We start from the raw sequence: 26,863 nt of genomic DNA, 5'->3' as shown, positions 1-26,863 counted from the left end.
TAATGTGATATACGATTTATTCTGGGATATAAGGAAGATCCAGTGTCTTCGGAACGTTGATGACATGCTTTTCGGTATACGTTCGGATGCCTTCCGCGCCGTATTCACGGCCAATACCCGATTGTTTGAAGCCACCGAAAGGGAACCGAACATCGAGCCCCTGCACAGCAGCTGTATTGATCATGGTCGTTCCAGCTTCGAGTTGACGTGCAATGGAGATGGCATCCTCTTCTTTCCCCCACACAGAACTCGTCAATCCATATATACTTTCATTGTGTAGATGAATAACCTGCTCCTCATCGTCAAATGGCAGAATCGGAACCGTAGGACCAAACTGTTCCTCCACGACAATCGGATCATGAACATCGCAACCTAAAACAAGCGTAGGCTGTAGATAGTAACCTTGGTCAAACAGCTTCTGATCCAAAATTTGGCCGAGAGGGATGACCTTAGCCCCGCGCTTTTGCGCGTCTTCAACCAAACCAAGCACGACATTCTTCTGCTTCAGGTTATTCACCGGGCCTACCGTCGTATTTGAATCAAAGGGATCGCCAATTCGAATCCAGCGATTCGCCGCTTCTATATATTTTTCCACAAATTCATCATAAATCGAACGGTGCACATAGACACGTTTGGCGATCATACAGATCTGTCCTGTTGTTAAGAAATTAGAAATGACAATCCGGCGCATGGCTCGCTCATCATGTACATCAAAACTTTCCAAGAAGATAGCCGCATCATTGCCACCAAGCTCAAGCGTCATATCCTTAATCGTTTCCGAAGCCGCTTTAATAATATGCTTAGCTGTCGCGGTTCCACCTGTAAAAGCGATTTTAGTAACAAGAGGATTACTAGTCAATTCAACGCCTACATCCGCATCACCATGAACGACATTGATTACCCCAGCCGGGAACTCACTCGCGATAACCTCGGCCACCCTCGCTGCCGCCAGCGGCGCAAATGGACTGGGTTTCAGCACAATTGTGTTGCCCGCAAGTAGGGCAGGAGCGATCTTAATCGTAGACAAAGCAATGGGATAATTCCATGGACTAATCGCTGCTACTACACCAATGGGATCATAGGAAAGAATCGTTTTACCATTCTCATGCTCTTTGATCTCTTCCTGTAGAGCCGATGTAACTTCATTACAAGCAAACTCCATCCACATTAACGAAACATAAATTTCACCGTGTGCATCATACAGCGGCTTGCCATGCTCTCTGGACAGCAAATGCACAATTTCATTCTCAGAAGCTCTAATCTTCTCGATCGCCTTGCGCATCACCATAATGCGCTCATCAATGGAGGTCTTCTTCCATGTTTTAAAAGCTCCTGCCGCCGCTTCAATCGCTTCAACCGCTTGTTCTTTCGTAGTGACAGGGAAATAGCCTACGATCTCCGTTGGGTTGGCCGGATTCTCTTTTGCTAACTGCGAAAGGGATCTTACATTCTGACCATTAATGAACGCTTCAACGATAACTGTCTCTTGGTCTGCTTGGATTGTCATTCTAGATCCCCTCCGTTATTTAGATGCATTCATTCCAAACTTCTTCTGCAATTTCCTTCACATAACGAAGTTTACGCCATTGTTGTTCTTCCGTTAGAATGTTGCCTTCTTCTGTAGATGAAAAACCACATTGTGGGCTCAAACAAAGTTGCTCAAGTGGTACATAGGTTGCCGCCTCTGCAATCCGAGCTTTAATGTGTTCTTTATCCTCTAACTCTCCTGTTTTCGATGTGAGTAAACCAAGCACGATTTTCAAATCTTTTCGATTCACATACTTTAATGGTTCAAAACCACCAGAACGTTCATCATCAAATTCTAAGAATAATCCATCTACGTTTAAGCCTCCAAAAATAACTTCAGAAGCATACTCGTAACCACCCGTTGAGAAATAGTTCGATTTATAATTACCACGACAAATATGCATCGTCACAACTAAATCTGCCGGTTTATGAGCCAAAGTTTCGTTAATCATTCGCTGCATCGTTTTTAACTCTTCCGCCGGTTCCAGACCTTTAGCACGTAACTTATCGTGACCAGCTTCTGAGAATAGGTCTGCCCATGCTGTATCATCTAATTGCAGATATCTACATCCTGCATCATAGAAGGCTTGAATTGCTTTTTGATACGCCGCAATTGTATCCTGAAGGAATTGTTCTCGGTCCTTATAGATATTGGCGCCATTTTCCAATCGATATAGAAGCATGTTGGGACTTGGAATGGTCTGTTTCGCCACTGCGTCACCTGCATGTTTTTTCAAAAATTCAAAATCCTTAACAAAAGGATGACTCGAGAAATCCACTTTACCTACAACTCGAATCCCGCCCTTGCGAGTCTGCATGTTATGGAATTGAGGTCCATCAATTTCCTCATATAGTTCTACGCCATCCAGGCCGCCCAGAAAATCAAAATGCCACCAGCTTCTGCGGAATTCACCATCGGTAACGGCGAATACGCCATTTTCCTTCTGCTTTTCAATGATTCGAATAATCTCTTTATCTTCCACAGCTCTTAATTCTTCATATGTGATGTTGCCTGATTTATATTGTTCACGTGCCTGGCTTAAGTTTGCAGGGCGTAGAAAGCTACCTACATGATCATTACGAAATGGTATCATAGTTATTGCTCCTTCTAACTTTTTGGTTCACTGAGTATAGCATGATTGGAAATATAACATGTTATATGAAAAATGCATGACTGGTCATAGCTTTTAACAATAGCCAAAAGACTTTAATACGCAAAAATCCACAACCTTCTATGGTAGTGGATTTATAGGTTGGAGCGAAGTGCAGTGGTCATTCGTTTCACTTGAATCTTACTAGGAGGCTGTAACATGACGACAGAGCGCAACCAACGAGGATGGAACAAACTAATGGAAGTAGGCGGAGGCGGAAAGCAGTCTTAGGCATATTTAAATAAGTCAACAAAGCTTATGATTGAGACAAAATTCCTTTAACAAACAATGAGACACTGTGCTTGTAGAACTCTTCCTCGGTGACGAGTTGGAACTGATATTGCTGGTGAATCAGCTCGCTCATCTGAAATCCGTAACACATCGAGAGAAAAGACATAGCGGTAAGACGCTCATCCTGTCTAGCTATAACTTTTTTCTTCTGCAGGCGTTCAAAATATTCAACCAGCAAGGAGTGCAGCTTCACTGGCGGATCGGCCAGCACTCTGTCCAATTCGGGAAGCATTCCTTTGTCACGGATGCCAATCAAAATGATGTCCGCATTTTTATGGAAAAACAAACGGTACTGCTGGCTTACATTCAGTAGATCGACTTCCGGATTATCGGTCGCGTCCTCTTTTAACAGCTTCTCAAATTGCGGGATATCTGCATGCCTTTCAACGATGGCTTCCAATATGCCTTGCTTGCTTCCAAATTGCCGAAAAATCGTAGATTCATTGACTTTAGCTTCCGTTGCAATGGCTTTGGTGCTTACTCCCCGATAGCCCTTCTTTTTGATGAGCCGCGTCGCGGCTTCAATGATTCTGTCTGAAGTATTCATTGTATTTCTCCTTTTGCATATGTTAAGCCTATTCTACTACAAGTTTTGCATATGCAGCAGGGTCGGGGTTAGTCTTTCAAAGACGTTGATTTAAGGAAAATCGCTTCTTTTTTCCCAGCGGCTTGGTTCCGTAATCTTGACATGTTCAGGCACAAATTGCGTCAGCGTTCCTAATTTATCGAATGTAATCTGGATTCGGTCAGAGGGCAACAACCATTGTTCGGTCTCGATTGCGCAGCAATCTGGTATCGTCCCCATACCTATAATCGTGCCCGGGAGCGGCGTGAAAACTTTGAGAACCTCCTCCATCACTTTCCCAGGGTGTGCAGAATACTCGGAAGTGCTTCCCTTCCAGTGCAGTCTCTCTCCGATGCGTACATCCACATCTAGTGCCAGCGGGTTGTCGATTTCATCCGGCGTAACCAGAAATGGTCCTATTCCTTTGCTGCGATCAAAATCTTTGCAGCGCGTTGGTCCGGTCAATGCCTGGAAATCCGGCCACTGCACATCACGGACAGTACTGTCGTTAAAAATAACATAACCTGCGATGCAATTCCCCTTCCCTGTAACAAAGGCCAGTTCCGGCTCGATATCCAGGTATGAAGAGTATGATGGCCAATGAATGGTATCGCCATCGCCAATTAAAGCATTATGGTTACACTTGTAATAACTGAAATTCACTTTATTCGGATCTTGCTGGAATTTTTCGGCGATTTTTTGTTTAAGCTCTTCTCTCTCCGGCCCTGTATATTCTCTTTGCAGCAGATTTACGCCAGCATTTCTTAGATGTCTTGGCGTCAGCCCGAAATCGATAAGCGCAGCCGGATTCGGAACCGGCGGCAGCAGTTTTACCGCTGCAATCGGACAGATTTCATTTTCATTGAATTGATGCGACTGTTCGACAGCATATTGCATCAATTCCTTAGCGGCAGCATAACTTGCCGGTAAATAATGAAGATAGCTGTCCATACTTTCAAGACTGTCAGAGAATGTTCCCTGCTTTTTCATGATTGCAACAAAAGAAACGACAAAGTTCTCGTTAATTACGACCCCAAACAAAGGTACCTGGGATGTCTTGGTTTGAAAGGTTACTAGCTTCATGTTGCATTGCCTCCATCCATGTAGTGTGATGTTGTTCTGTTACGATCATAAATCATAGAGTAAATGCATGCAAGCACTCGCTTGCATTTATGTTTTCCATTCTCTATACTACAGACATAGTCAGTATGCCTTATCCCAAAAACATATACCTAAAGGAGAATTTTCATGAAGTATGGACGTATTGTCCAAAAACCTCGCGTTAAATTTTTTGAAGTCGCAGATGGCGTCTTTGCCGGTATTTCGCCGTATCGCGGCATCAGTTGGGCCAATGCCGGGTTCATCAACAAGGGTGAAGGGCTGGTGTACGACACGTTTTTCGATTTGTTCCATGCGCGGGAAATGCGGGAGGCTTTTAAGGAAGTAAGCAACGGCGGCTCTCCCGCATATGTGGTGAACTCGCACTATAACAGCGACCATGCCTGGGGAAACAAAGTGTTTGAAGATGCTTGCATTATTATGCACAAGGAAGCATCCAGAGAGCGTCTCACCGAAAATATCACCTGGATGGACAACGTCATCAGAAGAGGAAAGGATTCTAAGGAATCGACTTCGGGAGAGCGGTTTTTTGCAGCGGAATTTGAAGGATTCAACCTGGAAGGCGTAGAATGGGTACACCCGAATATTGAGATAAAGGACGATATTAGCATCCGTCTAGACGATACGGAAGTCTTGATTTACAACGTAGCTCCGGCCCACTCCGACAGTGACTTGCTGCTGTGGATGCCAAAAGAAAAAGTGCTGTTCGCCGGCGATGTCGTGTTTAACGGTTGTACGGCATACAGCGAAGAGGGAACCCTCAATTGGGTTAAGGTGCTTGATCGCATTATTGATGAAATTAAACCCGAAATCGTTGTTCCAGGACATGGCGCCATCTGCGGCCTGGACTTCGTGAAGGAGCAGAGGGAATACCTCCTGAACCTTATCAGCGAGTTCAACAAGCATTACAATGACGAAATTGATTCCTTGTCCCTGACCAAGCAAATTGATATTTCCCGCTTCCTTCATTGGATTCAGCCAGAACGCTTGTATGTTACAGTGGATATCCTATTGAAAAGCAAACGAGGGTTATCACCCCTTCCAACTTGGAACGAGGTGCCTGCTAAGCTGGAAGACATGAAAGCTTTCTTGGCCGGAAAATATGGCAATCAGATCAAGCCATGGGACCCTATGAGCGTTTGGCAAGAATAGCAATTCGAAGCTAGCGTACGAAAAACGAAAAACGGCCCTGTCGCAAACGATGAACTGTGACCCGTAAGATGGACACTTTGAAAAAAGTGCCCTCTCACGGGTCTTTTGTGTTTTAATCAGATTATAAACGTTTATGGGGATGTAGATTATGGGGAAAATCAGACGGTTTTTTACGGAGAAAGAGATCAAGGTACTGGAGTCGAATCCATCCATTCTTCGCGTTTCAGAGAAGAATATCACGTACGCCCCTGCCTTTAAGATTGCGGCTGTACAGGCCAATCAGGCGGGACATACACCCATGGAAATCTTCGTACAGGCAGGCTTTAACGTTGAACTGATCGGACTGGAGACGCCAAAAAGATGTTTGGAGCGTTGGAGGAAAACATATGCTTCTTCAGGTGAAGCTGGGCTGCTGGAAGAGCGTAGGGGGAAGGGAAGCTCAGGGAGACCGGTTAGTCGTGAACTATCGGCTCAGGAAAAGCTTCGTCTTGCTGAGGCACGTATCAAGCTTTTGGAAGCCGAGAATGAACTCTTAAAAAAGCTAGAAGCGCTCGAAAGGCACAAAGACAACAATGAATTACTAGCGTCTTCCGAGCGCTTTCAGCTCATCAATCAGGTCGTTCGTAAACACGGACTGAGACGCGTGACTCGCTATCTTTGTAAGCTTGCTGAGGTCATTACAAGCGGGTATTATCGCTGGTGTGCGGCGGAAGAACACCGCCAGCTTCGAGAGGCTGCCGATGAACGAGACTTTTTACTTCTGAAGTCGCACTTTGATGCACTTAGAGGGAAAGCTGGCGCATTGGTCATCAAAATGAGGTTAGAACGGCTTCATGGAATCATTATGAATCACAAGAAAATTCGCCGTTTGATGCGGAAATTCAGACTCGTTGCTGCGATCCGTCAAATGAATCCTTATCGTAAAATGGCTAAAGCGACGCAAGAGCACCGCACCTGCCCGAACCTCCTGAAGCGTCGATTTGACCAGGGAGAGCCTGAAATGGTATTGCTAACCGACATTACTTATATGCATTATGGAAATGGACAACGGGCTTATTTGTCCTGTGTAAAAGATGGTGCAACAAAAGAAATCTTAGCCCACTACTTGTCCTCTTCGTTGGAGTTGTCTCTTGTTCAACGAACACTGAAGCGACTGCTTGACCATTTAGATGGGGAAGTACATCCGGAGACGATCTTTCACTCTGATCAGGGTTTCCATTACACACATCCTGAAGTTCGCTCCATGATTGCTAAAGCTGGGTTCAAACAATCGATGTCACGAAAAGGAAACTGTTGGGATAATGCTTCAATGGAGACGTTTTTCGGGCATATGAAGGATGAATTAGAGTTCAAGGATTGCTCATCCCTACAAGAACTGAGAGTTCGTGTCAATGAGTACATCACGTATTACAATACCGAACGGTTCCAATGGACATTAAAAAAGATGACTCCTGATGAATACAGAAGTCATCTCATTGTTGCTTAATGAATAGGGACCCTTTTTAAAAGGATCCACAAATAGGGTCACAGTTCACGATGCGAACAGCGGCCGTTTTTTTTCAATTGTTCCACGAAAATAGAATCGGCGCTTAGAACCGATTATGAAGATAAAATGGATATGGCTGATTGATTCCTTGGTTTACGCAATCAAATGCTTTTATTCCCAATTTTTCGCTGTCACTTATGGTATGGCTCATTCCAGGTTTCAGTTCTGGATTACTCCCTGTGAGCTATTTGCTCCTGAGCGAGACGGATCAATTCCCTAACCATGGAACCACCAATTTTGCCGCCGACTTGGCCTGCTGATTCCGTTGTCAGTTGACCATTATTTCCTGGGTACAGAGGTACACCAAGCTCTTTCGCCACTTCGTATTTTACATCGTCTGGTTGATTCGGATTTACGGTATATCCTTCGCGCTTCATTACATCTGCTTTGAACGCTTGCATTCCCTGTTCGACCCCTGGCACCGCATATTTTCTCCTTCTTCTTGCCATCATACAGCACTCCCCTCGATGTTATTCCCTAACTTGCCCGGTAGCACAAAATTTTATCCCTATTCCTCTTCGGTGCGAGTTCACTCTGAATGTCGGAAGCGTTCGCAAATACGAGCATCAAATTCAACAAAAGCTAATCGAGAACAGTTAATTAGATAAGGAGTCTTTCCACCAAATTTCGCCCGATTTTATGAGTTGAATCATCATCACCTCTTAATCTCTCGATCAAAGAACTTTTGAGAAGCTGTTTTTGCTCTCAATTTAGCAAGGTTCTCCCCATGAAATCCCTTCACAATTAACCAGACTGCCAAGCTCATCTCATAAACGCCCACAGGAAGGGCCATCAATCCTTTTACCGCCGAATAGGGTCCAATGATCCCAAACATTTGCAGCAAACCAGCTAAAAATACCATAACCGCTGTAATCATTCCGAAAATCGCTAACGGTTTAGGCACATAGCCTGTTCGATAAAGCAAATAACTATACAGACTCGTATTTATGCCCAACATGAGATTTGGACCCAACATAGCCGTCCAGCGGTAAATCGACTGCAGCAACAGCCCTATGGGTTCAAAATTGGTTTTACTTGCTAAGTTGGTTGTATCATAATGTGAACTAAGTTGTAACAAACCCAAAATACTTACGAGACCAATCGCAATAAAAACAGCTTCCATAAACCGGAAACAAAGATACCCTAGTGCAAGATGCTCATTCCAATGCCGAACGTAGGGAAAGAGCATGACTGCTGTACCAACAGCCGTTACCATAAGTAAGAGATCATTTAATACACCGATTAAGACCTTTGTTTCCGATCCATTTGCCACGGCCATCTGCCATTGTTCTGACAGAACCGGCCCATACAAAACAACTGCTATGATTGACGTCACTGCAGCAAGGATATAAAAAATCCCCAGTATCCTTGCATTTCTTCGGTCTCGCGTCATCTATTTTTCCTCCTAAGACAATAAATTTATTTGCTGATGGACGTATGGTATACTTGCCACAAAACTTGATATAAGGAGTAATTATGGACCATAACGAAGTCATTGAACGTGCTTTGATCCATATCGAGGACCATTTACAACAGTCCTTAACCGTAGAATCCGTCGCCAATACCTTCAACATGTCTAAATACTATTTTCATCGGCTGTTTTCCGCTATGATGAGCTGTTCGTTAAACCAATACATTCTATCCAGAAGATTGAATGCATCTTTAACCTTTATTCAAAACAAAAACAGCTCTCTAACCGATATTGCCTATCAGCTCAACTTCGGTACACAAGCCTCATTCACTCGTGCTTTCAAACGACAATACGGCGTAGCTCCAAGTTCTTTAAAAACAGGACTTACAACCATCTCTCCTGTCACCATACCTACAGTGGTGAAGAGACCTTTTAAAAACATTAACGGTGATATCGTCACGGATTTCACACTGACCGAATTCAAGGAGACCCGAATCAGTGGGATCGCTTTTGAAGTGGATTTAGCCAATGATGATTACAAGGAGAAGATTCGCGCACATTCAGAAATGCTGTTGAGTCATATTGATGAAACCATAAATGGTCCCTGTTATGTCATTTATTCAAACTGTCAACCCGATTCAACTCGGTTTAAGGTACTGTTTGGGATCCCAAGCAGCATTGAAATTGATAAACCTTATTTTTTCACGGTTGATGTGCCACAGATTTTCTGTGCAAGGTTCAACTATTATGGTGAAATACTTGACATGGGGGATGTACTAGAAAGCGACTATGCCAGATTTCTAAAGATTTCCAAGCAGGAAACGGCAGAAACCGATATTGAACTCATTCAAGCTTTTGATGACGTCCACCATCTGGATTCGACCTATCATATCTATGCGCCTATCAAAAAACTCCCTACCGATTCTGATTTGTAAGATCGCGGCTCGCTTGTCATTCTGCCTGCTCCTTTCTTTGCTCGAATTTGATCATTCCTTCTCTGCAAATAAAATAACATAACCGGTTTCACTCGACTTTCCACATCTTGCTGTAATTAGGAACGAAAAAAAGCATCTCTCTCGAGATGCTCCCTGTTTTGGCTCTTGGATCTGTTGCCTTCGGCTTTTGCCGTTGTGTTCATTGGATTACGGCTGTGAGCATGGATTGATATCAAATGAAATTGCCGAAGTTTATAAGAATATATTTCATTGTTGCTCGGATGTTTTGATAAGGAGCCTTTGCAGCCGTTTGCCATATTTTCGACCGTCACTTATGGTACGGCTCACCGTATCATTTGTAGGGCGAAATGAAGGACACCCTGAGTGGGTGCCCTTCAAAGTATGGACAGGGGTTTGAGTCAACGAACCGTGGCTGTGCAAAACCACAATTCGCCGGAGTCTGATGATTCGAGTCTTCGGTGAAATGGCTTAGATCCTGAGCCAAATTACCCCCTAACCCTGCCGCTTGCTGCCAAGTCTGTTTTGGGGTTATAGCTTAAAAAAACATCGTCTTCGATAGGCATCAATAATATAATGGTAATCGGGAAAGGGTGATTATTTTGGGGATGACCGGGAACGCTGGAAAGTTTGCAGATGTGGTCAAGCACTTCTTCTTGCTCGAAGTGCTCGATATGAAAATCTCAATGGACCCAAACACTGTTTTTTATGATGCATTCGGTGGAAACTACTGGACAGAAATAACAAAAGCATGGCAAGAAAGTAGCAATTCCTTTTCTACTGCCCGAGACTTTATTGATAAAGCAAATGGAACAAATATGGTAAACTCGGTTTATTACCAATTAGTATCTAAAATACCAATTGGACATTATCGGAAAGATCGACTGGATTATTATTGGGGATCAACTAAATTTGCCTACGAATTATCAAAATTAAGAAATGTGAATACCAAATTAATATACAACAGTCTTGAACCTGATGAAGTAAACAGCGCTCAAGTCCTAGCAATCCCTGATGGAGCAAAAATAGACTATCGGGTCAATGATAGTTTCGATGTTGAAGATGAATATGTAATTGAAATGCAAAATTCTAATTCGGGACTGCTGTTCTTTGATCCATTTTTCGGAGGTAAAAGAAATCAAAAAGAAGAAAATTATCGAGCTTGTGCTGAAATGTTAATTAAATTAAAAGATTCTTTAAATCAATATACCAATTGGTCATTTATAATTTGGTATCCTATTCGTAACAAAAAGGAAAATCTTAAGATCCAAACACATCACGACTACGCCAGAAGAAATATGAATGCTGATATATATATTCTTTGCGATACCAAGTACGGAGGTCATTCGGAAAGAGATATCAATGGAGTAGCTATGCTCGTAGTGAACCCACCAATAGGATTAACAAAGCGTATAACAGATGTGGAATATGAGGAATTAAGTAGAATTTATAAAATGAATAAATCCAAACCGGAATTTGTTGTTTTTTAAGACCACCAGCACCCTATTTGAAACAGTCCCTATCATATCGAACCCCTGTCCAGCGTTAACTGTTGTGGTTTTGCTTGGACAAGGTTCAAATAACTAAACCGTGGTTAAACAACTCTGATTTACTTATTTAACGTAATATATATAGAGCTATCACCCTCCATCGGCTCTAACGCTACTATTATTCGATCGAAGAAATCGTCAAAACAGATATTCTTCCCTATATACTTCAAAATGTCTTCATATAGCTTTTTATCACGTATTTCATTGAAAACATTGGCGAAAAGACCCAATGCATTTGGATATTTCAATATAAACAAGATCACTTTTGTACTATTATCAATTTTGTACTTTTTCCTAACCTTTTTACTAGCTAGGTAAGTATCGATTTTCCCAATAACTCTATCTAAATTTATGATTGTATTTTCAATTTCTGATATTGTTATATCCTTAGGACCACCACTTTTTGTAGGAGGATTGGAAATACCAAATAGCAAATGATCTTTATTAAATTTTTCTGGAATATCCTCCAATACTATTTGGCAATAATCATTCTCAAAAACTTTTGGAAGTTCTATATTATCAAGGTTTGTGTTGCTTATCTCCCAAACTAACTTCTCTCTTATCTCTCTTTTATATATACCAGAATCCATCTGCTTTTTGAGGCTTATATTTACTAAAAGTGCAATACAGGTATCTATAACCTCCGATAACTCCTCTGTTAATAACCTCATATATTTATCATGTGCCACACTATTTGTTTCTTCAAACTCAACATGGATAGATTTAACTTCAATTTCAAGAATATCTCTATCATCATCCTCCTTGATAAATTTCAAATCAAGATGAGATCCCTGACCACGAAACTCTTGGTCAGGGCATGAACAATGATTATATGAGCCTCCAAAGACATCCTCTATTAGGTATGTATATTGACAATGTGGTCGATTCCGAAGCCAGGGAAGCGCCGTATGCCACGCCAACAGTGTCCGAAAGGTGGAAGCAGAACAAGCGGTAACTGATCGTATCAGGCAAGCCGTAGTCAATCCAGAGATTCTGCAAAGAGTTGTTCGAAACGTCAATGAAAAACGTTCTGGACGAATCAAACCACTCCGAGACGAGTTAACTGCAGTACAGACACGTATCACCAGTCTGGAGGATAAGAAACGCAAGTACCTCGAATTATATGAAATAGACGATATTGACCGTAATATGTTTTCTGAGCGCCTGAGCGTACTAAACAAGGATTTGGATATCGAGCTTACCCGTAAGTCAAAGCTGGCACTAGACCTTCGAGACGATCAGGCTGATCCTGTATCCTATGAGCTCGTGTATTCCCTAGTGAGAAACTTCGATGCTGTGCTACGTAATTCCCCGTTTCAGCAGCGCAAGACACTAATTCATTTGATTGTAAAGAAGATTACGCTGGACGACAGGAAACGAGTCGGTAACATCGAACTTGTCTTCAATGATGAAACTGAACAACACTTTTTAAGTGTAGCCCCTTCCGCTGATATGGCAGAAGGGGCTTTTTCTGTGTGCGGTAAAGTATTAAAACTTCAGAACAAAATCAATATCATGATTTGATGTATGTATTCCTAAAAGAAGTTTGACTGTTGCTGATCTATAACTTCGGTCTACAATACTTGTCAGTCGATTCAACTTCCAAATAATCTAGGAAAGACATCGTATGAAGCATCCTCTAAGTGGAAGTAGCCACTGGGTAAGCGTAAAGGGTAACCTAAACTAAGTGCCCACCCTTAAACTCTTCATTTGTTTTCCCATATGAAGGGAAAGAAAAGATGGGAAAAGCGAATGATTGAGCGTAAGCGGAAAACCCTCGCTCTTTGCAGAAGCTCCCATCTGGATTTACACAACGGGAAGCTAGATTGAAAAATGGAGCCGTATATGCGGAGACATGTACGTACGGTTCGGGGAGGAGTATTTGGAAACCTGTCATAGTGATATGACAAGACGCTGGATACTTACTCTACTTCAATGCCATGTACTTTTATTGGTTGGGGGGTATAGCTCCTGTAGTGGTGCAGGAAAGGGAGATTTCAATGTTCTTTTCAATTTTAAGAAATCCAGTAAAAAAACACCTCTAAAACATTGTTTTAGAGGTATGACTTATATACTGATTTTTATTTTACTTTAAAAAGGAGAAGAATTGGATATTCTTACGGCAACATCCCCTGTAAATTTTCTTCCATCAGATGTTGTTACAGATATTGTATGATCACCGGCAGGAACACCTGCTGCATTCCATGTGTTACTTGAATTAGCAGCTAAAGTATGACTTTTACTGTTACCATGCTCTTGAATAGTAACAGTTACTGATGTCGCTGTAGTATTTTTAACAGAGAATCTATAATAACTCCATGCTGCTGGTTGATTCCAAGTTCTTTCATATGTACCGTTGCTCATTGAAACTCCTGAATCACTAATAACTAAATTGTTTATTCTTGTTTGAATTTTTTGAAATTCATCAATATAACTACCATTAGAAGTAATTGTTTCAGTAGAAACAGTAATAGGAGTAGAAGGATCGCTAGCAAAAACACTACTTGCACCTATACTTAATGCTGCTCCTAAAAGTAATACAGATAATGCCTTTTTATGTTTCATAAATTGTACCTCCTAGTTTTTTTTCTAAACTATACCGAATTATTCTCGGAAAATAGAATAGTAGTACCTAAGTATTATACTACATATATTAACAAAATAAAACATTTTTATAAGAGAATAATAAAAATACCTACGATATCCGGACATATGTACAAAAATATAGTAGGTTTGTGAATAAGTCTGGCTTCCATATCTCCAAATTCAGCCAAATTTGACTGTGACAGCTGATTAGCGTTCCGTGGAACAATGAAAAAAACCGTGTTTTGGCTAACAAGCCAAACATGGTTTTTCTTCGATATACTTCATTTTTCGGGGGTCATCAAATGATATGTTCTTTTATGACTGGCACAGTGAAAAATAATAAGCTGAAAAATGAGTATTGGGGACAAGTGGCTGCTTAGAATTTTTCGCCCTATTTATGGTACGGTTCCCCCCGATTTATCTTCACAGCGCGATAAATCTGCTCCACCAGCACCAGCCGCATAAGCTGATGCGGCAGGGTCATGCGCCCGAAGCTCAAGCGCTGCTTCGCGCGGCGCAACACCTCATCGGAGAGCCCGTGGCTGCCTCCGATGACAAACACGACATGGCTCGTCCCATACGTGCCGAGCTTGTCGATCTCCAATGCCAGCTCCTCAGAACTCCAGAGCTGGCCATCCAATGCGAGCGCGACAACATGCGCCTCGCTCTTCACATGCGCGAGGATTCGTTCGCCCTCGCGCTCCTTTACCGCCCGAACCTCGGCTTCGCTCAGGGTGTCGGGCGCCTTTTCGTCTGCGACCTCGATCATCTGAAACTTGATGTACGGGGCGAGCCGCTTGGCATATTCCTGAATGCCCAGCGTCAGATATTTTTCCTTCAATTTGCCTACGCCAATAATCTGAATAAACATGAAAAATCATTCCTCCTAAATTGTCTTGCTTGCGCAATATTCTATAAGTAAGATGCTTCATCGCATCGTTCATTCCAACGGTATTATATCTATCCTACACATTTCTCCAAATTCTAACGAACCCCACACACCTTATTCAGCCCCATTTCGGCTCCTTTAAAATCTAACGAATCCAAAACACGCTATTTCGCACCAAACGAGCACTCTCCACCACTTTCAAGGCCATTTCATCAATATAACGTGTCTACGATTCGTTAGATTTCAACCAGACGTTAATTGCCACGAATAAGGTACGTCAGGTTCGTTAGCGGCGCTACTCGACCGATTCACAACCATGTCCCTACCCAGATCGCTGTTACCCGACACCACGTTCCCCCATGCCCGAGCTTCCATTTCTATTACCTACACACACCTTGCACATTTGCTGCAACCTGCCTCACTCCCAACTCGGAACTCGGCACCTACCTACCTTAATCTTCTCCTACTCTTCCCTAATCCACCTTCAGCCCCTACACCCCTCACCCAACGCTGCCTACCAGCACCACACCAATTCCCCCACAAACACAAAAAGAGCGCTCATCACGCTCTCCTTGGCTTCTTGCTGTGATGTTCATACCGGATGGAAAGTCAGCCCGAAGCGCCACCTTAAGTCACGCCTTCAGCCGTCTAAATCCTACAGTACGCTAAACGACGAGGAATTCCGCGTGCTGTTCGCACTCGGCGCACTTCGCAGGCGGGTCCCAATCGGCAAATTCCGTCTCCTTCAGATCAACGATATCTGGAGCGTCCTCATACTCATCGACAAACATGTCGATGGCAATGTCCACGTGTTCTTTGCATACAACGTACATCCGTTAAGCATCCTTTCTGTAACCAGCTATGTTCCCGATTCACAACCGCGTATCCTACTACAGGATAGCCACTTCTCAGTTCTATCACACCTGCCACCGAAAAGAAACCCCCATTCCTAATTTATCGTGCCCAACATCCCCCAAACCCCTCCGTACGCCGTAAAAGAACACAAAAAGCATCCTTCTCGATACCTCCACGGTACCACGAAAAGAATGCTCCTGTAACAGCAACAATCACTCAACATAGCGAATGAATCCTGCGCCTACGCCTGAATAGCGAAAACAGAGTTACGTATTCCCCTATTCTGTTCCAATCCATTCTAAGAATAGCCTCTACCCATACTCTTTTACTTCAATCCCGACTGTGCCTTCGTCAACAGCTTGCCACCTTGAAAAGCAATAACCGCATTGGCACCATTGCCGGCTGTGCCTTTATAGTTGTAGACCACCATATTCTCCGCTTCACTCAGCGCTTCACCTTCACCGCCGAGGATCTCGATGACATCTTCCACAGACATGCCAACCTCAAGCTTCTCATACTGGGCAAACGTAATCAGCACCCCATCGCCTTTCCCGGCCGATCCGTTGTTTCCTGATGCTACAGGTGTTTGACCACTAACCTCGCCTACCGCAATCACATTTGTGCTTAGCTCATTCAACTTGATTTCAAGTGCTGCGATCTTTTGCTCCTGCTCAACGCTCTTGGCTCCCTGCTCCACCAATTTCTTCTCAAGCCCGGCAATCTTTTCTTGCAGAGCACTTGTATCCACCGACGCTCCTGTCGTAGCAACCTCAGATCCACAGGCAGATAGCACAAACAGGGACAGCGCCAAGCTCGTTCCACCTAGTATCTTTTTCTTCAATCGTCTCATTATAAATACCCCTTCCATTCTGAAATAAAAATGTGATCGACAAACAGATGTTATTTGCATCAGCGACCGTCCGAACATATTGACAACAGTTTACCACAGCCCATGTCTTATGTATCTGCTCCTTTGGCTCCGGGTCTAACTGATCATAGAAACATAAAAATGGTTAATCTACTCATTTACTGTCGAATGAATACGTCCACCCATAGCATAATACTGAACCAACAACTAAAAAAGAGTGGTCAGTTGATCTGATCACTCTTTTAGCTTTCCCTATTTCAATCCATGCAAAAGTATAGGCTTCCTTGATCTTCCCTTTACTCCGGCTTATCCGTCAGCTTCACCGATACTTTCTCAACTTTGCCATCTCGATAGAAGGTCACTTCAATCGTATCCCCTATCTTCTTCTGATCGTACAGATATTTCCTCAGATCCAGCGTGGAGGTAATTTTTTGCCCGTCAAATTCCGTAATGACATCATTCAGCTTCATGCCCGCATCAGATGCGGGACCCGATGCCTCCAGTACAACCACACCGCTATCCACGTGAGATGGCAGCTTCAGATCCTTGCGCTGCTCGTCATCCAGTGGTGCATATGGGTTGCTCAGATCGACCGTATATACGCCCAGGTATGGACGAGATACTTTGCCGTTCAAAAGCAGGGAATCTACCGTTTTCATCACTTCGTTCATCGGAATGGCAAAGCCGAGACCTTCAACGCCCGTATCCGAGATTTTCATCGTGTTGATGCCGACCACTTTGCCGTTCAGATCAACCAATGCACCGCCGCTATTGCCTTCGTTAATCGCCGCATCCGTCTGAATCACGTTTTGCTCCCAGTCGTACACTCCGTCCTGATTAATCGATACAGGCAGAATACGATCTGTGTAACTGACAATACCGGAGGTCAGCGTGCCACCCAGACCGAGCGGGTTTCCGATCGCCAGCACCGTTTGACCGCGCTGAAGTTTGCTGGAATCACCGATCTCCGCCACTGCACCCAACCCTTTATCTTCTGCGGATAATACAGCAATGTCGCTCACACGGTCCTTACCGACCAGCTTCGCTTTATGTGTCTCCCCATCCACAGTCACGATCTCCAGATCACTCGCACCCTCCACGACGTGGTGGTTGGTCATAATGTAGGCCTTGCCATCTTCCTTCTTGAAAATGACCCCTGAGCCAAGCGCGGAATCTTCCATCGACAGGCTGCTGCCTGTTTTATGGTTCACGATGCTCACCACGGAAGGGCGTACCTTCGCGGCTGCCTGAATAATCCGATCGTATGGATCAGCTGCCTGCGCTGTCTGTGCACCGCCTCCACCACCATTACCTGTAGCATTAGCTAGCGGTAACGATGAGGGCTGTGTGATGAAGCTAAACAGCATGACGGTCACGATGGAGCTGATCACCGAGCTAATCACAGCTACTTTCACTGTGGAGCTGATTCCCGTACGCGATCTGCGCGGATTGCTCCAGCGGTCACGTCCACGTGCTCTGCCTCCAGGGCGGATGATCTGAAGTTTGCCTTTCTGTTCAGCTTCGGCGCGTCTTGATACTTTGGTTGAATAAAAATCGTCTCCAAACAATCCCATCGTGATCCTCTCCCCTTCGTTGTCACGCATCAAGACCCTGACTGCCGCCTAAGTTGTCGCATGGATCAACATTGGTGTCCTTACGTTCCCCCACTCCAGCCACAGCCGAGCTTTCGATCGCTGTTACTCACAAATTTTTTTATCCCTTTTTACAAGGTGAAATTTGTTCATAGCGTATGCTTCCGAAGTAGCTTTCTTTCAGAAAGCTTTCAGGCGAACACTACGCTTCTCCAGCCTCGTTCTGTGTCTTCCGTTACGTGCGTTACCGTAAATAACCTCTCGCTTTCTCCTGCTTTTTTTGCATTTTTATAAAATGGTCTAGCATATCGCCGCACCCCGACATCAAATCTAGATACAGCGTCTATGTACAACAGAACAGACACGCCATTCTGTCAGTGACTCTATCAATCATGCTCTCGCATTCTATGACATGCCATTTCACACGCAAAACAGCCAAAATCACAATGCTCCTCATATACTAAACACATCAAATCTCAAAAAGTTGCATATTTACGTAAATTATCGCACATTTCCGCTATAACGCGCTTAACAATAAAGGTCCATAGTATCTATCACCACAAAATCCGGTCCGCTAAGCGCCATTTTGGTAAATGTGAAGAACTTTTTCATCCTTGTATAGTCACAGGTTCAGCATACACGCCTCGTCTCACAAATTATAGCGGCAAAAAGAGGAATGTTTTCCATCAAGCCTGACTACAATAATAGTAAAAGACAATTCGAAGCTTCATAGAGGAGGATATATACATGGATCGCACACGTACACTCACAGCCATGGACGAAGTTCACATGGCGGCCAAGCTGGCCGATCTCAAGGATGAACACTATCGCAATACCCTTGCACTGAGTACCATCATCGAACTGCTTATTGATAAAGGCATCCTAACCCGCGAGGAAGTCGAGCGCAAAGCCGCCGAACTGGACAGCTTTATGGCTCACCCACCCTATCCCATGGTGTAGGACGGTCGTAATACGTATCACAGAGTTTGAACTCATGATCTCGATAAAAGCATCCCCGGCTCTCCATCGCGTCGCGCACCGACATTTTCGCCAAGTCCATCATATTATGGTCTCGGCTAAGATGTGCCAGATACGTGCGCTTGATGCGTCCGTTCATCAGTTCACTAAGCGCTGCCCCTGCTGCTTCGTTCGACAAATGCCCAATATCGCTCAGAATCCGGCGCTTGGTGTTCCATGGATAACGCCCCATACGCAGCAATTCGACATCATGATTCGCTTCCAGCACCAGCACGTCGGAATCAGAGATCGCATCGCGAACCTTGTCGCTCATGTATCCCAGATCGGTTGCAACAGACAGCTTCTCACTGCCGTCATCGAACGTATACCCTACTGGCTCAGCCGCATCATGCGAGATCCCGAAGGATTCCACGCGCAGTGACCCAAAATCATGCTTTTCACCCGTCTCAAAAATCCTCCGGTTTTCCTCTGGAATCGCCCCAACCGACTTCTCCAGCGCCGCCCACGTATTCAGATTCGCGTAGATTGGTAAATTATATTTCCGAGACATCGCGCCTAGTCCTTTAATGTGATCGGAATGTTCATGTGTAACCAGAATCCCGTCCAGTTCTGCCCCAGAAATCTCCCTTTCCTGAAACAGTGCATCCAATCGCTTCGCACTAAGACCCGCATCAATCATGAGAGAGGTCCCCCCATGCTGTATGACCGTAGCATTACCTGTCGAACCGCTGGATAACACGGTAAAATATATCCCCATAACGCATTACTCCCCTGGTTTGTCTGTCTTGGGACTGAATACATCCCCACTGATGCCCTGCACGTACAACACTTCGCCACTTTCCAGCACGAACCGCCATGCCGGCATCGCTACCTGTATATCTGAATTGAACAACTGGCCGTAATAGCCCAGCTGAATATCTTTGACAATCGCATCATTTGGCAAAAAGTTCTCGATCAGCGTTCCCAGCGCCTTCGACGCCGGAAGTACCTGCTGATCGCTCTCCTCTGCGGTTGTAATCCGCACCGGAGTCTGACGATAACCCTTTATTTTCTGGTCGCTGTAGAACAACTCCAGACTCACATTGAAGAGCGGCCATTTGCCATCCACCAGTGGGTGAAGCACAAAAGCCCCATCCTCGGCCATCAGCTGATCCAGCCGGTATGTCCCGATCTGTGGAATCTCACGCTGTAATGCATCTTCCAGCTCACTCTGCGAGAAAATCAACTTGCTATCTACAGGCTGCTCCAGCTCCATATCAACACCTGCCTTGTCCTCTTCAATGAACTCATAGGACAACTTCGGCAACTTCGGCGTTTCATTCGGAATCGGAGCCAGCACCTGAATGCCCTTCTCTTCCATCGCCTGCTGTGTATTGTCTGCCAGTGAGGTGAAGTCCAGATTGGCTCCGGCCGTCTCCCGCGCATCCATCCAGATCTGGTAACCCAGCACCAGATTGAGCAGCAGAAAGGCATAGATCAACACATTTTTCGCCCGTCCCCAATCCATAACATTCACCCCCGTCCATTCGATAAAAGCAACTAATATCACACTGGCCCACTCCGCGGTCAGAACAACCTTCCGATCGCTGTTATCCCCAGATTTCCTGATTCCCTTTTCCTAAGGGAGAAATCCGGCGATAAAGGCGAACGCTTCGCTTCTCCAGCTTTTTTCTGCCCTCTCCGTTATCGTGTGACCTTACACCTCGCTCGGATATCGAATGACTCCATTACCCTACAACCCATCAAGAAACAGTGGTTTCCTCCCCGTTTCCAAAGCGGATCACCCATACCGGGATCAGTTTCAGTCCATCCTCAATTGTAGAAGGACGATACGCTGGATATACATCCACGACCTGGCGATTCTCACCGGCTACTTTCTGAATAAGAGCCTTCAGCTTGTCTCCGCCAGGCAATTTGACCGATTTTTTGGTCTCTGCACCTTCGTTCAGGTATTCCAGCGATCGTTCATAACTGGATACCGTCTCCTGCTGCATCTCCATGCTGATCGTGCCGAAGCGGAACTGCATGGAATCCATAATCGGATAGCTACCGTAATACTGCTGGAATTCAAGCCGTGTTTTGCTGTCCGCGGTCCCCAGCATCATGCGCGACCGGCCTTTCCAGCCACCATGCTGATTCACAAAATCAACCGCAGACAACGCATCCTTCGCAGGATCAATCTGTCCCGCAGGCGGTGCCGCCGGATCGGTGTAACTGATCCAGCGCTGTTCCTGTTTTACCTGTAGACTACGTTTACTGTCTGTGTAAATCTCAGACCCGTCTTTTTCCCGGATGTTCCGGGTCATGCTTGGATCGAAGAACAGACTGCGCTGCATCTGCTCAACAGTGAACTGACCTGTTGGCACATCCGCCTCAATTGTCTCCAGAGCTTCCGCCGGGATATAATAACCGCCATCCATCAAGGTATATGGCGTCCAGTTCGTACCGAAGTCAACATGCTGCTGTACGTCTTGTACTGTCAGGTCAGCCTGCGTTGCTTCGTATACCACATCTCCCTTGGCGCTGAAGAACAGCGCATGGGCTTTCGTTTCATTTTTAGCCGTATAGATCGAGATTCGGTTAATGGTCTCCCCTTGGAATAAGGAATCCGTCCCGAGTCTCATTACACGCTGCAACAATGCTACGGGAATCCCTTCTTTGAACGATAGCTCAAACCCAGGGTTCTCCTTGCGAATCTGATCCCAATTCACCGATTGCACGCTACGGCGCTGAAAATCATCGAACGCCCGCCCCTGCAACCTTGAATAGATCAACTGATAGAACGTATTGCCAGGGTAAAACACCGTATGTTTATCCTGGCCCAGATGAATAATCATCTGATCGGGGAAGATCAATTCTTCAATATTGCGTTCCTGACCCATATTTTCCGTCTTCACATAGTTCGTCTCTGACGTCACAATGGAATCCCCGCCTCCGGGCAAACGGTAGATTAGAAAATAACTCTGAACCAGACTGGCTACAACAAGGGCAGCAAGCACCATGGATTTAATCCGTTCCTTCACGGTGCTCACCCCCTTCCTCACGCATCGGCAGTGTGAACGTTACTGTCGTTCCCACGTCTACTTCAGATTCCAGAGAGATGCTGCCATCATGCGCCTTCACAATTTCCCGGGCAATGGACAGTCCTAGCCCTGTGCCTCCCATACTGCGTGAACGAGCCTTGTCCACCCGATAAAACCGCTCAAAAATGCGATCCAGATCACGCTGTGGAATACCCATTCCGGTATCCGATACCGAGATGGCAAGTGTGTGTTCATCACTGCGTCTAGCCGCAATCGTAATGGTGCCGCCTTCCAATGTATATTTCAGCGCATTGGACACGACATTATCCAGGACCTGATCAATCTGGTCGCGATCCAGTGGGACAGCTGGAATATCATTCTCCACAGATAGTACAGGTTGAATATCCTTCTGATGCATTTGGAACGAAAAGCGATCTGTCACTTCCTCCAGCATTTCCAGAATGTCAGTTGGTTGTTTCCGCAGCAAAGCCTCTTTGGAATCCAGCCGCGACAGGTGCAGCAGGTCCGTAACCAGTCGTATCATTCGCTCCGTCTCGTTCTGAATAACACCAACAAAACGACCGGCAAGCTGCGGGTCTTCCAGTGCACCATCATCCAACGCTTCCGCGTAACTCTTGATCGTAGTCAGTGGTGTACGCAGTTCATGGGATACATTAGCCACGAATTCACGCCGGGATGCCTCAAGCTCTTCCTGCTCGGTAACGTCCTGAAGTACGGCAATAGTTCCCGTGATCCCCCGTTCACGCCGATGAACTGGTGTAAACGTCATCCGAATAACCACAGGCTCTTCTTGTCCTGCGGGTGCAATCTGCAGCAACGTTGAACCTGTGAAACCACTCGCAAGAGCTTCCGCATCCTCCGGATCAATACCGAGTAATATGGCAAAATGTCTTCCTTCAATATCCGCAGGATGCATACCCAATATGCTGCTGGCACGACGGTTTACGAGAATGACTTTCCCGTACTCATCTGTAGCTACTACACCATCACTCATATTGGTCAGAATGGAGGTCAACTTCTCCTTCTCCTCTTCATTCTGCGAGAGTGCATCCCGAAGCCTGCTAGTCATATAGTTAAAAGCCCGACTGAGCTGACCAATCTCATCCGTGCCGAATACAGGTGTCTGCTGATCAAAGTTACCTTCTGCGACCGCTGTCGCTCTCCGAGTGACTTCTTTAATCGGCTGCGTGATCGTATGGGACAGGATCACGCCAAGCACCGCCGTTAACACCAGGGCAATCAGGATACCGGAGATAAAGATTTTGTTGATTCCCTCCATCGTGGAATACAGCTCGTTCATGGATGCTGCGATGTAAACCGCACCAATGATTTTGCCGCCAGACAGCACAGGCTTGGCAACGACTTTTTTGCGAACATTATCCTCATCCACGATATATTCCTCATTGTCCCGAATGCCTTGCAACGCACGGCTAACAACGGTCTGGGTGTTTTTGCGCCCCACATAGTCTGAATGTGAACTTAGCGAGGTCGTCAGTACCTTTCCACTGGCATCCAGCACCTGAATCTCGGCACCGTTAATGTTGAACAGGTTGTTCACCAGCACACGCAGATTTTCCGTTTTGTCCTCGCCAGCCTCTGCTTCTCCGCCCGCCATCGTCTCCCCTACGAGAACCGACAGCATCTCCGCACGGGCCTGCAAGTCTTCCGTAAAGTTGCTTGTTAGCGAGTTCTTCATTGCGCTCACAAAATAAACGCCGATCAATTGCATCGCAATCAGAATCAGCAGTACATAGATAATAATCAATTTCGCCTGAATCGTTCGAAAGAACGAGAATCGCGCGAATCGGCCCATTATATCCCCACGCTTTTGGCACTGCGCACGAGATAACCGAGCCCGCGGCGTGTCAGAATCGTTTCCGGTTTGCTCGGATTCTCCTCAATCTTCTCACGCAGGCGACGGATCGTGACATCGACGGTACGTACATCGCCGAAATATTCATATCCCCATACCGCTTGCAGCAGATGTTCCCTTGTCATAACCTTTCCGGAGTGCTTCGCCATATAATAGAGAAGTTCGTACTCACGGTGGGTTAGATCGAGCGGTTCCCCGCCTTTGTAAGCCGTATACATATCCATATCAAACGCCAGATCGAATAGCCGCATGACCTGCTTTTCCTCATCTTCCGGCGCTTCTGCCGTAATCGCGAGCTTTTGCCGTCTGCGCATCTGTGCCTTCACCCGTGCAAGCAACTCACGCGTACTGAACGGCTTGGTCACGTAATCATCCGCACCCAATTCCAACCCGAGTACCTTATCGATCTCGCCATCCTTGGCGGTAAGCATAATGATCGGCATCTCCAGATGAGCGCGCACCTCACGACATACATCCATACCGTCCTTGCCCGGCAGCATCAGATCCAGCAGCATCAGATCCGGTTTTTCGGATAACGCCAGTTCAACCGCACGAATGCCATCAAATGCACAGATGACCTCGTACCCCTCTTTTTCCAAATTAAACTTCAGAATGTCTGCGATGGGCTGTTCATCGTCCACCACCAAAATCTTCCCCTGCATCGGCTGAATTCACCCCTATATCCTGCTTAATCCGCATTAGCGTCTATATCTATCTTCTATGTTCAGCTTGTACCAAAGCTTGGTTGATTGATTCCTCTAGCTTGTTGTTTATATTCTCTAGTTTAACATACCTGAAGCACCGTCACATCCCGATCCGAGGCTTGAAAGGTCTTTCATTTGAAAATTTTTTACAGCAGCAAAAAACAAGGCCAGCATCATTGCCAACCTTGCTCTCCTTAAGCTCTATATTAGTTCAGATACGTTAATGGATTTTCTACCGTTCCATTCTTAATAATCTCAAAATGCAGATGTGTTCCGGTCGAACGACCCGTGTTACCCATAACGCCAATACTCTCGCCTTTTTCAACCACTTGTCCAACCTTAACGCCAATGCTGTTCAGATGTCCATACAGTGTTTCGTATCCGTTACGGTGGTTAATAATGATGACATTACCATAACCGCTTTTCTGTCCAGCAAAAGTAATTACACCCTCGTCAGACGCTTTCACATCGCGGTTACCTACCAGATCGACACCTTTGTGCTGGCGACCCCAACGTTGGCCAAAGCTGCTGCTCATCGTTGCATTGGATACCGGCCAAGCAAATTCACCTGTGCCCTCACCAACAACTTTTGTTCCGCTAAGGACCACTTCAGTTACAGCTGCTTTAATCACTTCCTGACCAAGCCACTCTTCCTGAACAACTTCACCATTTTCTTTGGTTATACGGTACTGCATGCTTTTCAACCCACTTTGTCCTGGGCGCACAACTTTTGTGATACCTGCTTTCAACTCAGCACTTTTGCGTACTTCCACTTGCGGTTTAATCTCAATCTGTTCAACAACCTGCTCAACTGATTTAACGGTTACCGCTGGTTTCGGAACGGTCAAGGTCAGTTCGTCTCCGATTTGAAGCGACGTTTCCTTGATGCCCGGGTTATGCTGGTGAATCTCGCTTTGTGTAATTTCATACTTGGCAGCAATCGAAGAGATTGTATCTCCTTCATGAACCACATAAGTTACAGGCGCGTCTTTACCAACGGTTAATGCTTTAACCGCCTCGGACGCATCCCATATTTTGTTTGGATCAGCCTTCACCACATCCGTCGCTACATCTTCCTTGATGCCTACCGACTTCAGGGTTGTACTTGGTCCCTCGTCTTTCTTCGAGGAATTAGCCGATACCGACTTCGTCTTCAGCGAACTTCGCACAGTCGATGCCGATATGTATTTGCTCTGCACTTGTTCAAGGATTGCATCAGCTGTTGCCTGATCTTTCACAATACCAATGACTTCACCGTCTACCTTGAGCTCCACACCTTTGGCGTAGGCTGTCAGCATGTCACCCAGTTTGTCCAGCGTCTCGTCACTGTTCACTTCGGGTTTGTACGCTCTTGCCGTTTCGGTTGTGATGCCATCCGTGTTCAGCACCATCTCTGCATCCGGATATTTATTTTGATATTCCTCGGTTTTGTCTGTAAATAGTTGTTGTAATTGTGCTTCATCTGCAATGGTACCAATCTCGCTACCTTTAACCATTACTTTATAATACGGCACGGTGTTTGCAGTAACATATTGTTTGCCTGCGAACCCGAGCGATGCTGCGATGAATACACCACAAGCTGCTGTAATGATCCATTTGCGCGAGGCTAGAACGCGCTTCTTATTCACACTGAAGGTGGACATGCTCATGTTGTTTTTGTCTTCGGCCGTCCGGTGTTCCCCGGATTGTTCGTGTACCCGGTCTTTACCCGGTTGGCGTATGCCTCTGAAACCTTTCATGATTCTCTCCTTTTCAGCACTTCTCAGTTCGCATTTCTGTCAAGACATCACCCATCGTGTCTGTCCCATGCTCGTTGATAATTGTATTGGGTGTCCGCAAAATCAGGACTTTAACTGCGCTCGTAAAAGTGTCAAAATTTTAACCTTTTATCACACCCGTATACTTTAACACAGGTTTTACACTCATTTCAACTCTACACGTCACACCGCAAAGCCACGCCCCGCTTGGTTTCCCTGTATTATCCATAAGATCGTACGGCTGATCCATCACCCATTATGCCTCAACATCCGCTGTACTATGTACTTTCACTCACAATTTAAGACTAGGTTCTAAGACCCAGTGAAATATGCTTTATTTTTCATAAAAATACAAATAAAATCCCTCACCAGATCAACTCTGATAAGGGATAAGGTAAACAACCTGTTTGTGGGTTCTCGTAAACTGGATTTCATCTCATGACAATTTATAA

At 45.3% G+C, this 26,863-nt stretch carries 24 protein-coding genes and 1 pseudogene; 7 read left to right on the top strand and 18 right to left on the bottom strand.

Going from position 1 to position 26,863, the window contains the following annotated elements; genetic code table 11:
* Positions 1–16: 16 nt before the first annotated feature.
* The 4 genes from AB4111_RS19370 to AB4111_RS19355 all read right to left on the bottom strand — a co-directional run bounded on the left by AB4111_RS19370 (position 17) and on the right by AB4111_RS19355 (position 4,617).
* Positions 17–1,507 (bottom strand): aldehyde dehydrogenase family protein, encoded by a 1,491-nt coding sequence (locus AB4111_RS19370; protein WP_442032833.1) that lies wholly within the window; start codon positions 1,505–1,507, stop codon positions 17–19.
* Between the two features lie 19 nt (positions 1,508–1,526).
* Positions 1,527–2,621, bottom strand: coding sequence for a 5-methyltetrahydropteroyltriglutamate--homocysteine S-methyltransferase (locus tag AB4111_RS19365; protein ID WP_442032832.1), 1,095 nt, complete (start codon positions 2,619–2,621; stop codon positions 1,527–1,529).
* Positions 2,622–2,934: 313 nt separating this feature from the next.
* Complete coding sequence (locus AB4111_RS19360) at positions 2,935–3,516, bottom strand: TetR/AcrR family transcriptional regulator (RefSeq protein WP_192136346.1); 582 nt, start codon at positions 3,514–3,516, stop codon at positions 2,935–2,937.
* A gap of 90 nt (positions 3,517–3,606) precedes the next feature.
* On the bottom strand, positions 3,607–4,617 hold the full coding sequence (locus AB4111_RS19355; RefSeq protein ID WP_442032831.1) for a fumarylacetoacetate hydrolase family protein: 1,011 nt from the start codon (positions 4,615–4,617) through the stop codon (positions 3,607–3,609).
* 165 nt (positions 4,618–4,782) lie between these two features.
* On the opposite strand from AB4111_RS19355, the gene AB4111_RS19350 reads away from it, so the two are divergent.
* Both AB4111_RS19350 and AB4111_RS19345 read left to right on the top strand, forming a co-directional pair.
* A complete protein-coding gene (locus tag AB4111_RS19350; protein WP_442032830.1) occupies positions 4,783–5,805 on the top strand; it encodes an MBL fold metallo-hydrolase in 1,023 nt (340 codons plus the stop codon).
* A 148-nt stretch (positions 5,806–5,953) separates the two neighbouring features.
* The gene (locus tag AB4111_RS19345) at positions 5,954–7,291 is read left to right on the top strand and encodes an IS3 family transposase (protein ID WP_442032829.1); all 1,338 of its coding nucleotides are present in this window, start codon (positions 5,954–5,956) and stop codon (positions 7,289–7,291) included.
* 230 nt (positions 7,292–7,521) lie between these two features.
* Here AB4111_RS19345 and AB4111_RS19340 read toward each other — a convergent pair whose 3' ends face one another.
* Positions 7,522–7,803 carry an alpha/beta-type small acid-soluble spore protein gene (locus tag AB4111_RS19340; RefSeq protein ID WP_442032828.1) on the bottom strand — a complete coding sequence of 94 codons (282 nt, stop codon included), beginning with the start codon at positions 7,801–7,803 and terminating at the stop codon, positions 7,522–7,524.
* A 203-nt stretch (positions 7,804–8,006) separates the two neighbouring features.
* Positions 8,007–8,744 carry a DUF4386 domain-containing protein gene (locus AB4111_RS19335; protein WP_442032827.1) on the bottom strand — a complete coding sequence of 246 codons (738 nt, stop codon included), beginning with the start codon at positions 8,742–8,744 and terminating at the stop codon, positions 8,007–8,009.
* An 83-nt stretch (positions 8,745–8,827) separates the two neighbouring features.
* Between AB4111_RS19335 and AB4111_RS19330 the strand changes: the two genes are divergently transcribed.
* Together AB4111_RS19330 and rlmJ are read left to right on the top strand one after the other, a co-directional pair.
* Positions 8,828–9,697 (top strand): helix-turn-helix transcriptional regulator, encoded by an 870-nt coding sequence (locus AB4111_RS19330; protein WP_442032826.1) that lies wholly within the window; start codon positions 8,828–8,830, stop codon positions 9,695–9,697.
* Positions 9,698–10,323: 626 nt separating this feature from the next.
* On the top strand, positions 10,324–11,205 hold the full coding sequence (rlmJ, locus tag AB4111_RS19325) for a 23S rRNA (adenine(2030)-N(6))-methyltransferase RlmJ (protein WP_442033278.1): 882 nt from the start codon (positions 10,324–10,326) through the stop codon (positions 11,203–11,205).
* A gap of 119 nt (positions 11,206–11,324) precedes the next feature.
* Here rlmJ and AB4111_RS19320 read toward each other — a convergent pair whose 3' ends face one another.
* Positions 11,325–12,041, bottom strand: a complete 717-nt coding sequence (locus tag AB4111_RS19320; RefSeq protein ID WP_442032825.1) for a hypothetical protein — start codon at positions 12,039–12,041, stop codon at positions 11,325–11,327.
* Positions 12,042–12,198: 157 nt separating this feature from the next.
* Between AB4111_RS19320 and AB4111_RS19315 the strand changes: the two genes are divergently transcribed.
* Positions 12,199–12,789: a hypothetical protein gene (locus tag AB4111_RS19315; protein ID WP_442032824.1), complete on the top strand. Its 591-nt coding sequence runs from the start codon at positions 12,199–12,201 to the stop codon at positions 12,787–12,789.
* 198 nt (positions 12,790–12,987) lie between these two features.
* Positions 12,988–13,095, top strand: a pseudogene (locus AB4111_RS19310) (HNH endonuclease); the annotation flags it as partial.
* Between the two features lie 261 nt (positions 13,096–13,356).
* On the opposite strand, the gene AB4111_RS19305 reads toward AB4111_RS19310, so the two are convergent.
* The 5 genes from AB4111_RS19305 to AB4111_RS19285 all read right to left on the bottom strand — a co-directional run bounded on the left by AB4111_RS19305 (position 13,357) and on the right by AB4111_RS19285 (position 18,037).
* Entirely contained in the window at positions 13,357–13,830 is a 474-nt protein-coding gene (locus tag AB4111_RS19305) for a hypothetical protein (RefSeq protein WP_442032823.1), read from the bottom strand.
* A 412-nt stretch (positions 13,831–14,242) separates the two neighbouring features.
* On the bottom strand, positions 14,243–14,722 hold the full coding sequence (rlmH, locus tag AB4111_RS19300; RefSeq protein WP_017691463.1) for a 23S rRNA (pseudouridine(1915)-N(3))-methyltransferase RlmH: 480 nt from the start codon (positions 14,720–14,722) through the stop codon (positions 14,243–14,245).
* A 683-nt stretch (positions 14,723–15,405) separates the two neighbouring features.
* Positions 15,406–15,573: a CxxH/CxxC protein gene (locus tag AB4111_RS19295; RefSeq protein WP_017691462.1), complete on the bottom strand. Its 168-nt coding sequence runs from the start codon at positions 15,571–15,573 to the stop codon at positions 15,406–15,408.
* 347 nt (positions 15,574–15,920) lie between these two features.
* A complete protein-coding gene (locus tag AB4111_RS19290; protein WP_442032822.1) occupies positions 15,921–16,445 on the bottom strand; it encodes a hypothetical protein in 525 nt (174 codons plus the stop codon).
* 314 nt (positions 16,446–16,759) lie between these two features.
* Positions 16,760–18,037, bottom strand: a complete 1,278-nt coding sequence (locus AB4111_RS19285) for a S1C family serine protease (RefSeq protein WP_442032821.1) — start codon at positions 18,035–18,037, stop codon at positions 16,760–16,762.
* A gap of 765 nt (positions 18,038–18,802) precedes the next feature.
* On the opposite strand from AB4111_RS19285, the gene AB4111_RS19280 reads away from it, so the two are divergent.
* Complete coding sequence (locus tag AB4111_RS19280; RefSeq protein ID WP_062836546.1) at positions 18,803–19,015, top strand: hypothetical protein; 213 nt, start codon at positions 18,803–18,805, stop codon at positions 19,013–19,015.
* Here the strand turns inward: AB4111_RS19280 and AB4111_RS19275 are convergent.
* From AB4111_RS19275 to AB4111_RS19250, 6 genes are all read right to left on the bottom strand, one after another.
* Positions 18,984–19,790, bottom strand: coding sequence for an MBL fold metallo-hydrolase (locus AB4111_RS19275; protein ID WP_339258117.1), 807 nt, complete (start codon positions 19,788–19,790; stop codon positions 18,984–18,986). The genes AB4111_RS19280 and AB4111_RS19275 overlap by 32 nt on opposite strands.
* A gap of 6 nt (positions 19,791–19,796) precedes the next feature.
* Entirely contained in the window at positions 19,797–20,540 is a 744-nt protein-coding gene (gene yycI / locus AB4111_RS19270; RefSeq protein WP_253442245.1) for a two-component system regulatory protein YycI, read from the bottom strand.
* 235 nt (positions 20,541–20,775) lie between these two features.
* Positions 20,776–22,056: a YycH family regulatory protein gene (locus tag AB4111_RS19265; RefSeq protein WP_442032820.1), complete on the bottom strand. Its 1,281-nt coding sequence runs from the start codon at positions 22,054–22,056 to the stop codon at positions 20,776–20,778.
* A complete protein-coding gene (gene walK / locus AB4111_RS19260) occupies positions 22,040–23,890 on the bottom strand; it encodes a cell wall metabolism sensor histidine kinase WalK (protein WP_442032819.1) in 1,851 nt (616 codons plus the stop codon). Before walK ends, AB4111_RS19265 begins: the two co-directional genes overlap by 17 nt.
* Positions 23,890–24,612: a response regulator YycF gene (gene yycF / locus AB4111_RS19255; protein ID WP_074092884.1), complete on the bottom strand. Its 723-nt coding sequence runs from the start codon at positions 24,610–24,612 to the stop codon at positions 23,890–23,892. Before yycF ends, walK begins: the two co-directional genes overlap by 1 nt.
* Positions 24,613–24,860: 248 nt before the next feature.
* Positions 24,861–26,393: a peptidoglycan DD-metalloendopeptidase family protein gene (locus AB4111_RS19250; RefSeq protein WP_442032818.1), complete on the bottom strand. Its 1,533-nt coding sequence runs from the start codon at positions 26,391–26,393 to the stop codon at positions 24,861–24,863.
* Between the last annotated feature and the right edge of the window lie 470 nt (positions 26,394–26,863).

The sequence above is a fragment of the Paenibacillus sp. 2KB_22 genome, from assembly GCF_052115745.1.
Lineage (GTDB): Bacteria > Bacillota > Bacilli > Paenibacillales > Paenibacillaceae > Paenibacillus.
Note: the sequence above shows the minus strand (reverse complement) of the source record. Positions and strands in the feature narration are given on the sequence as shown.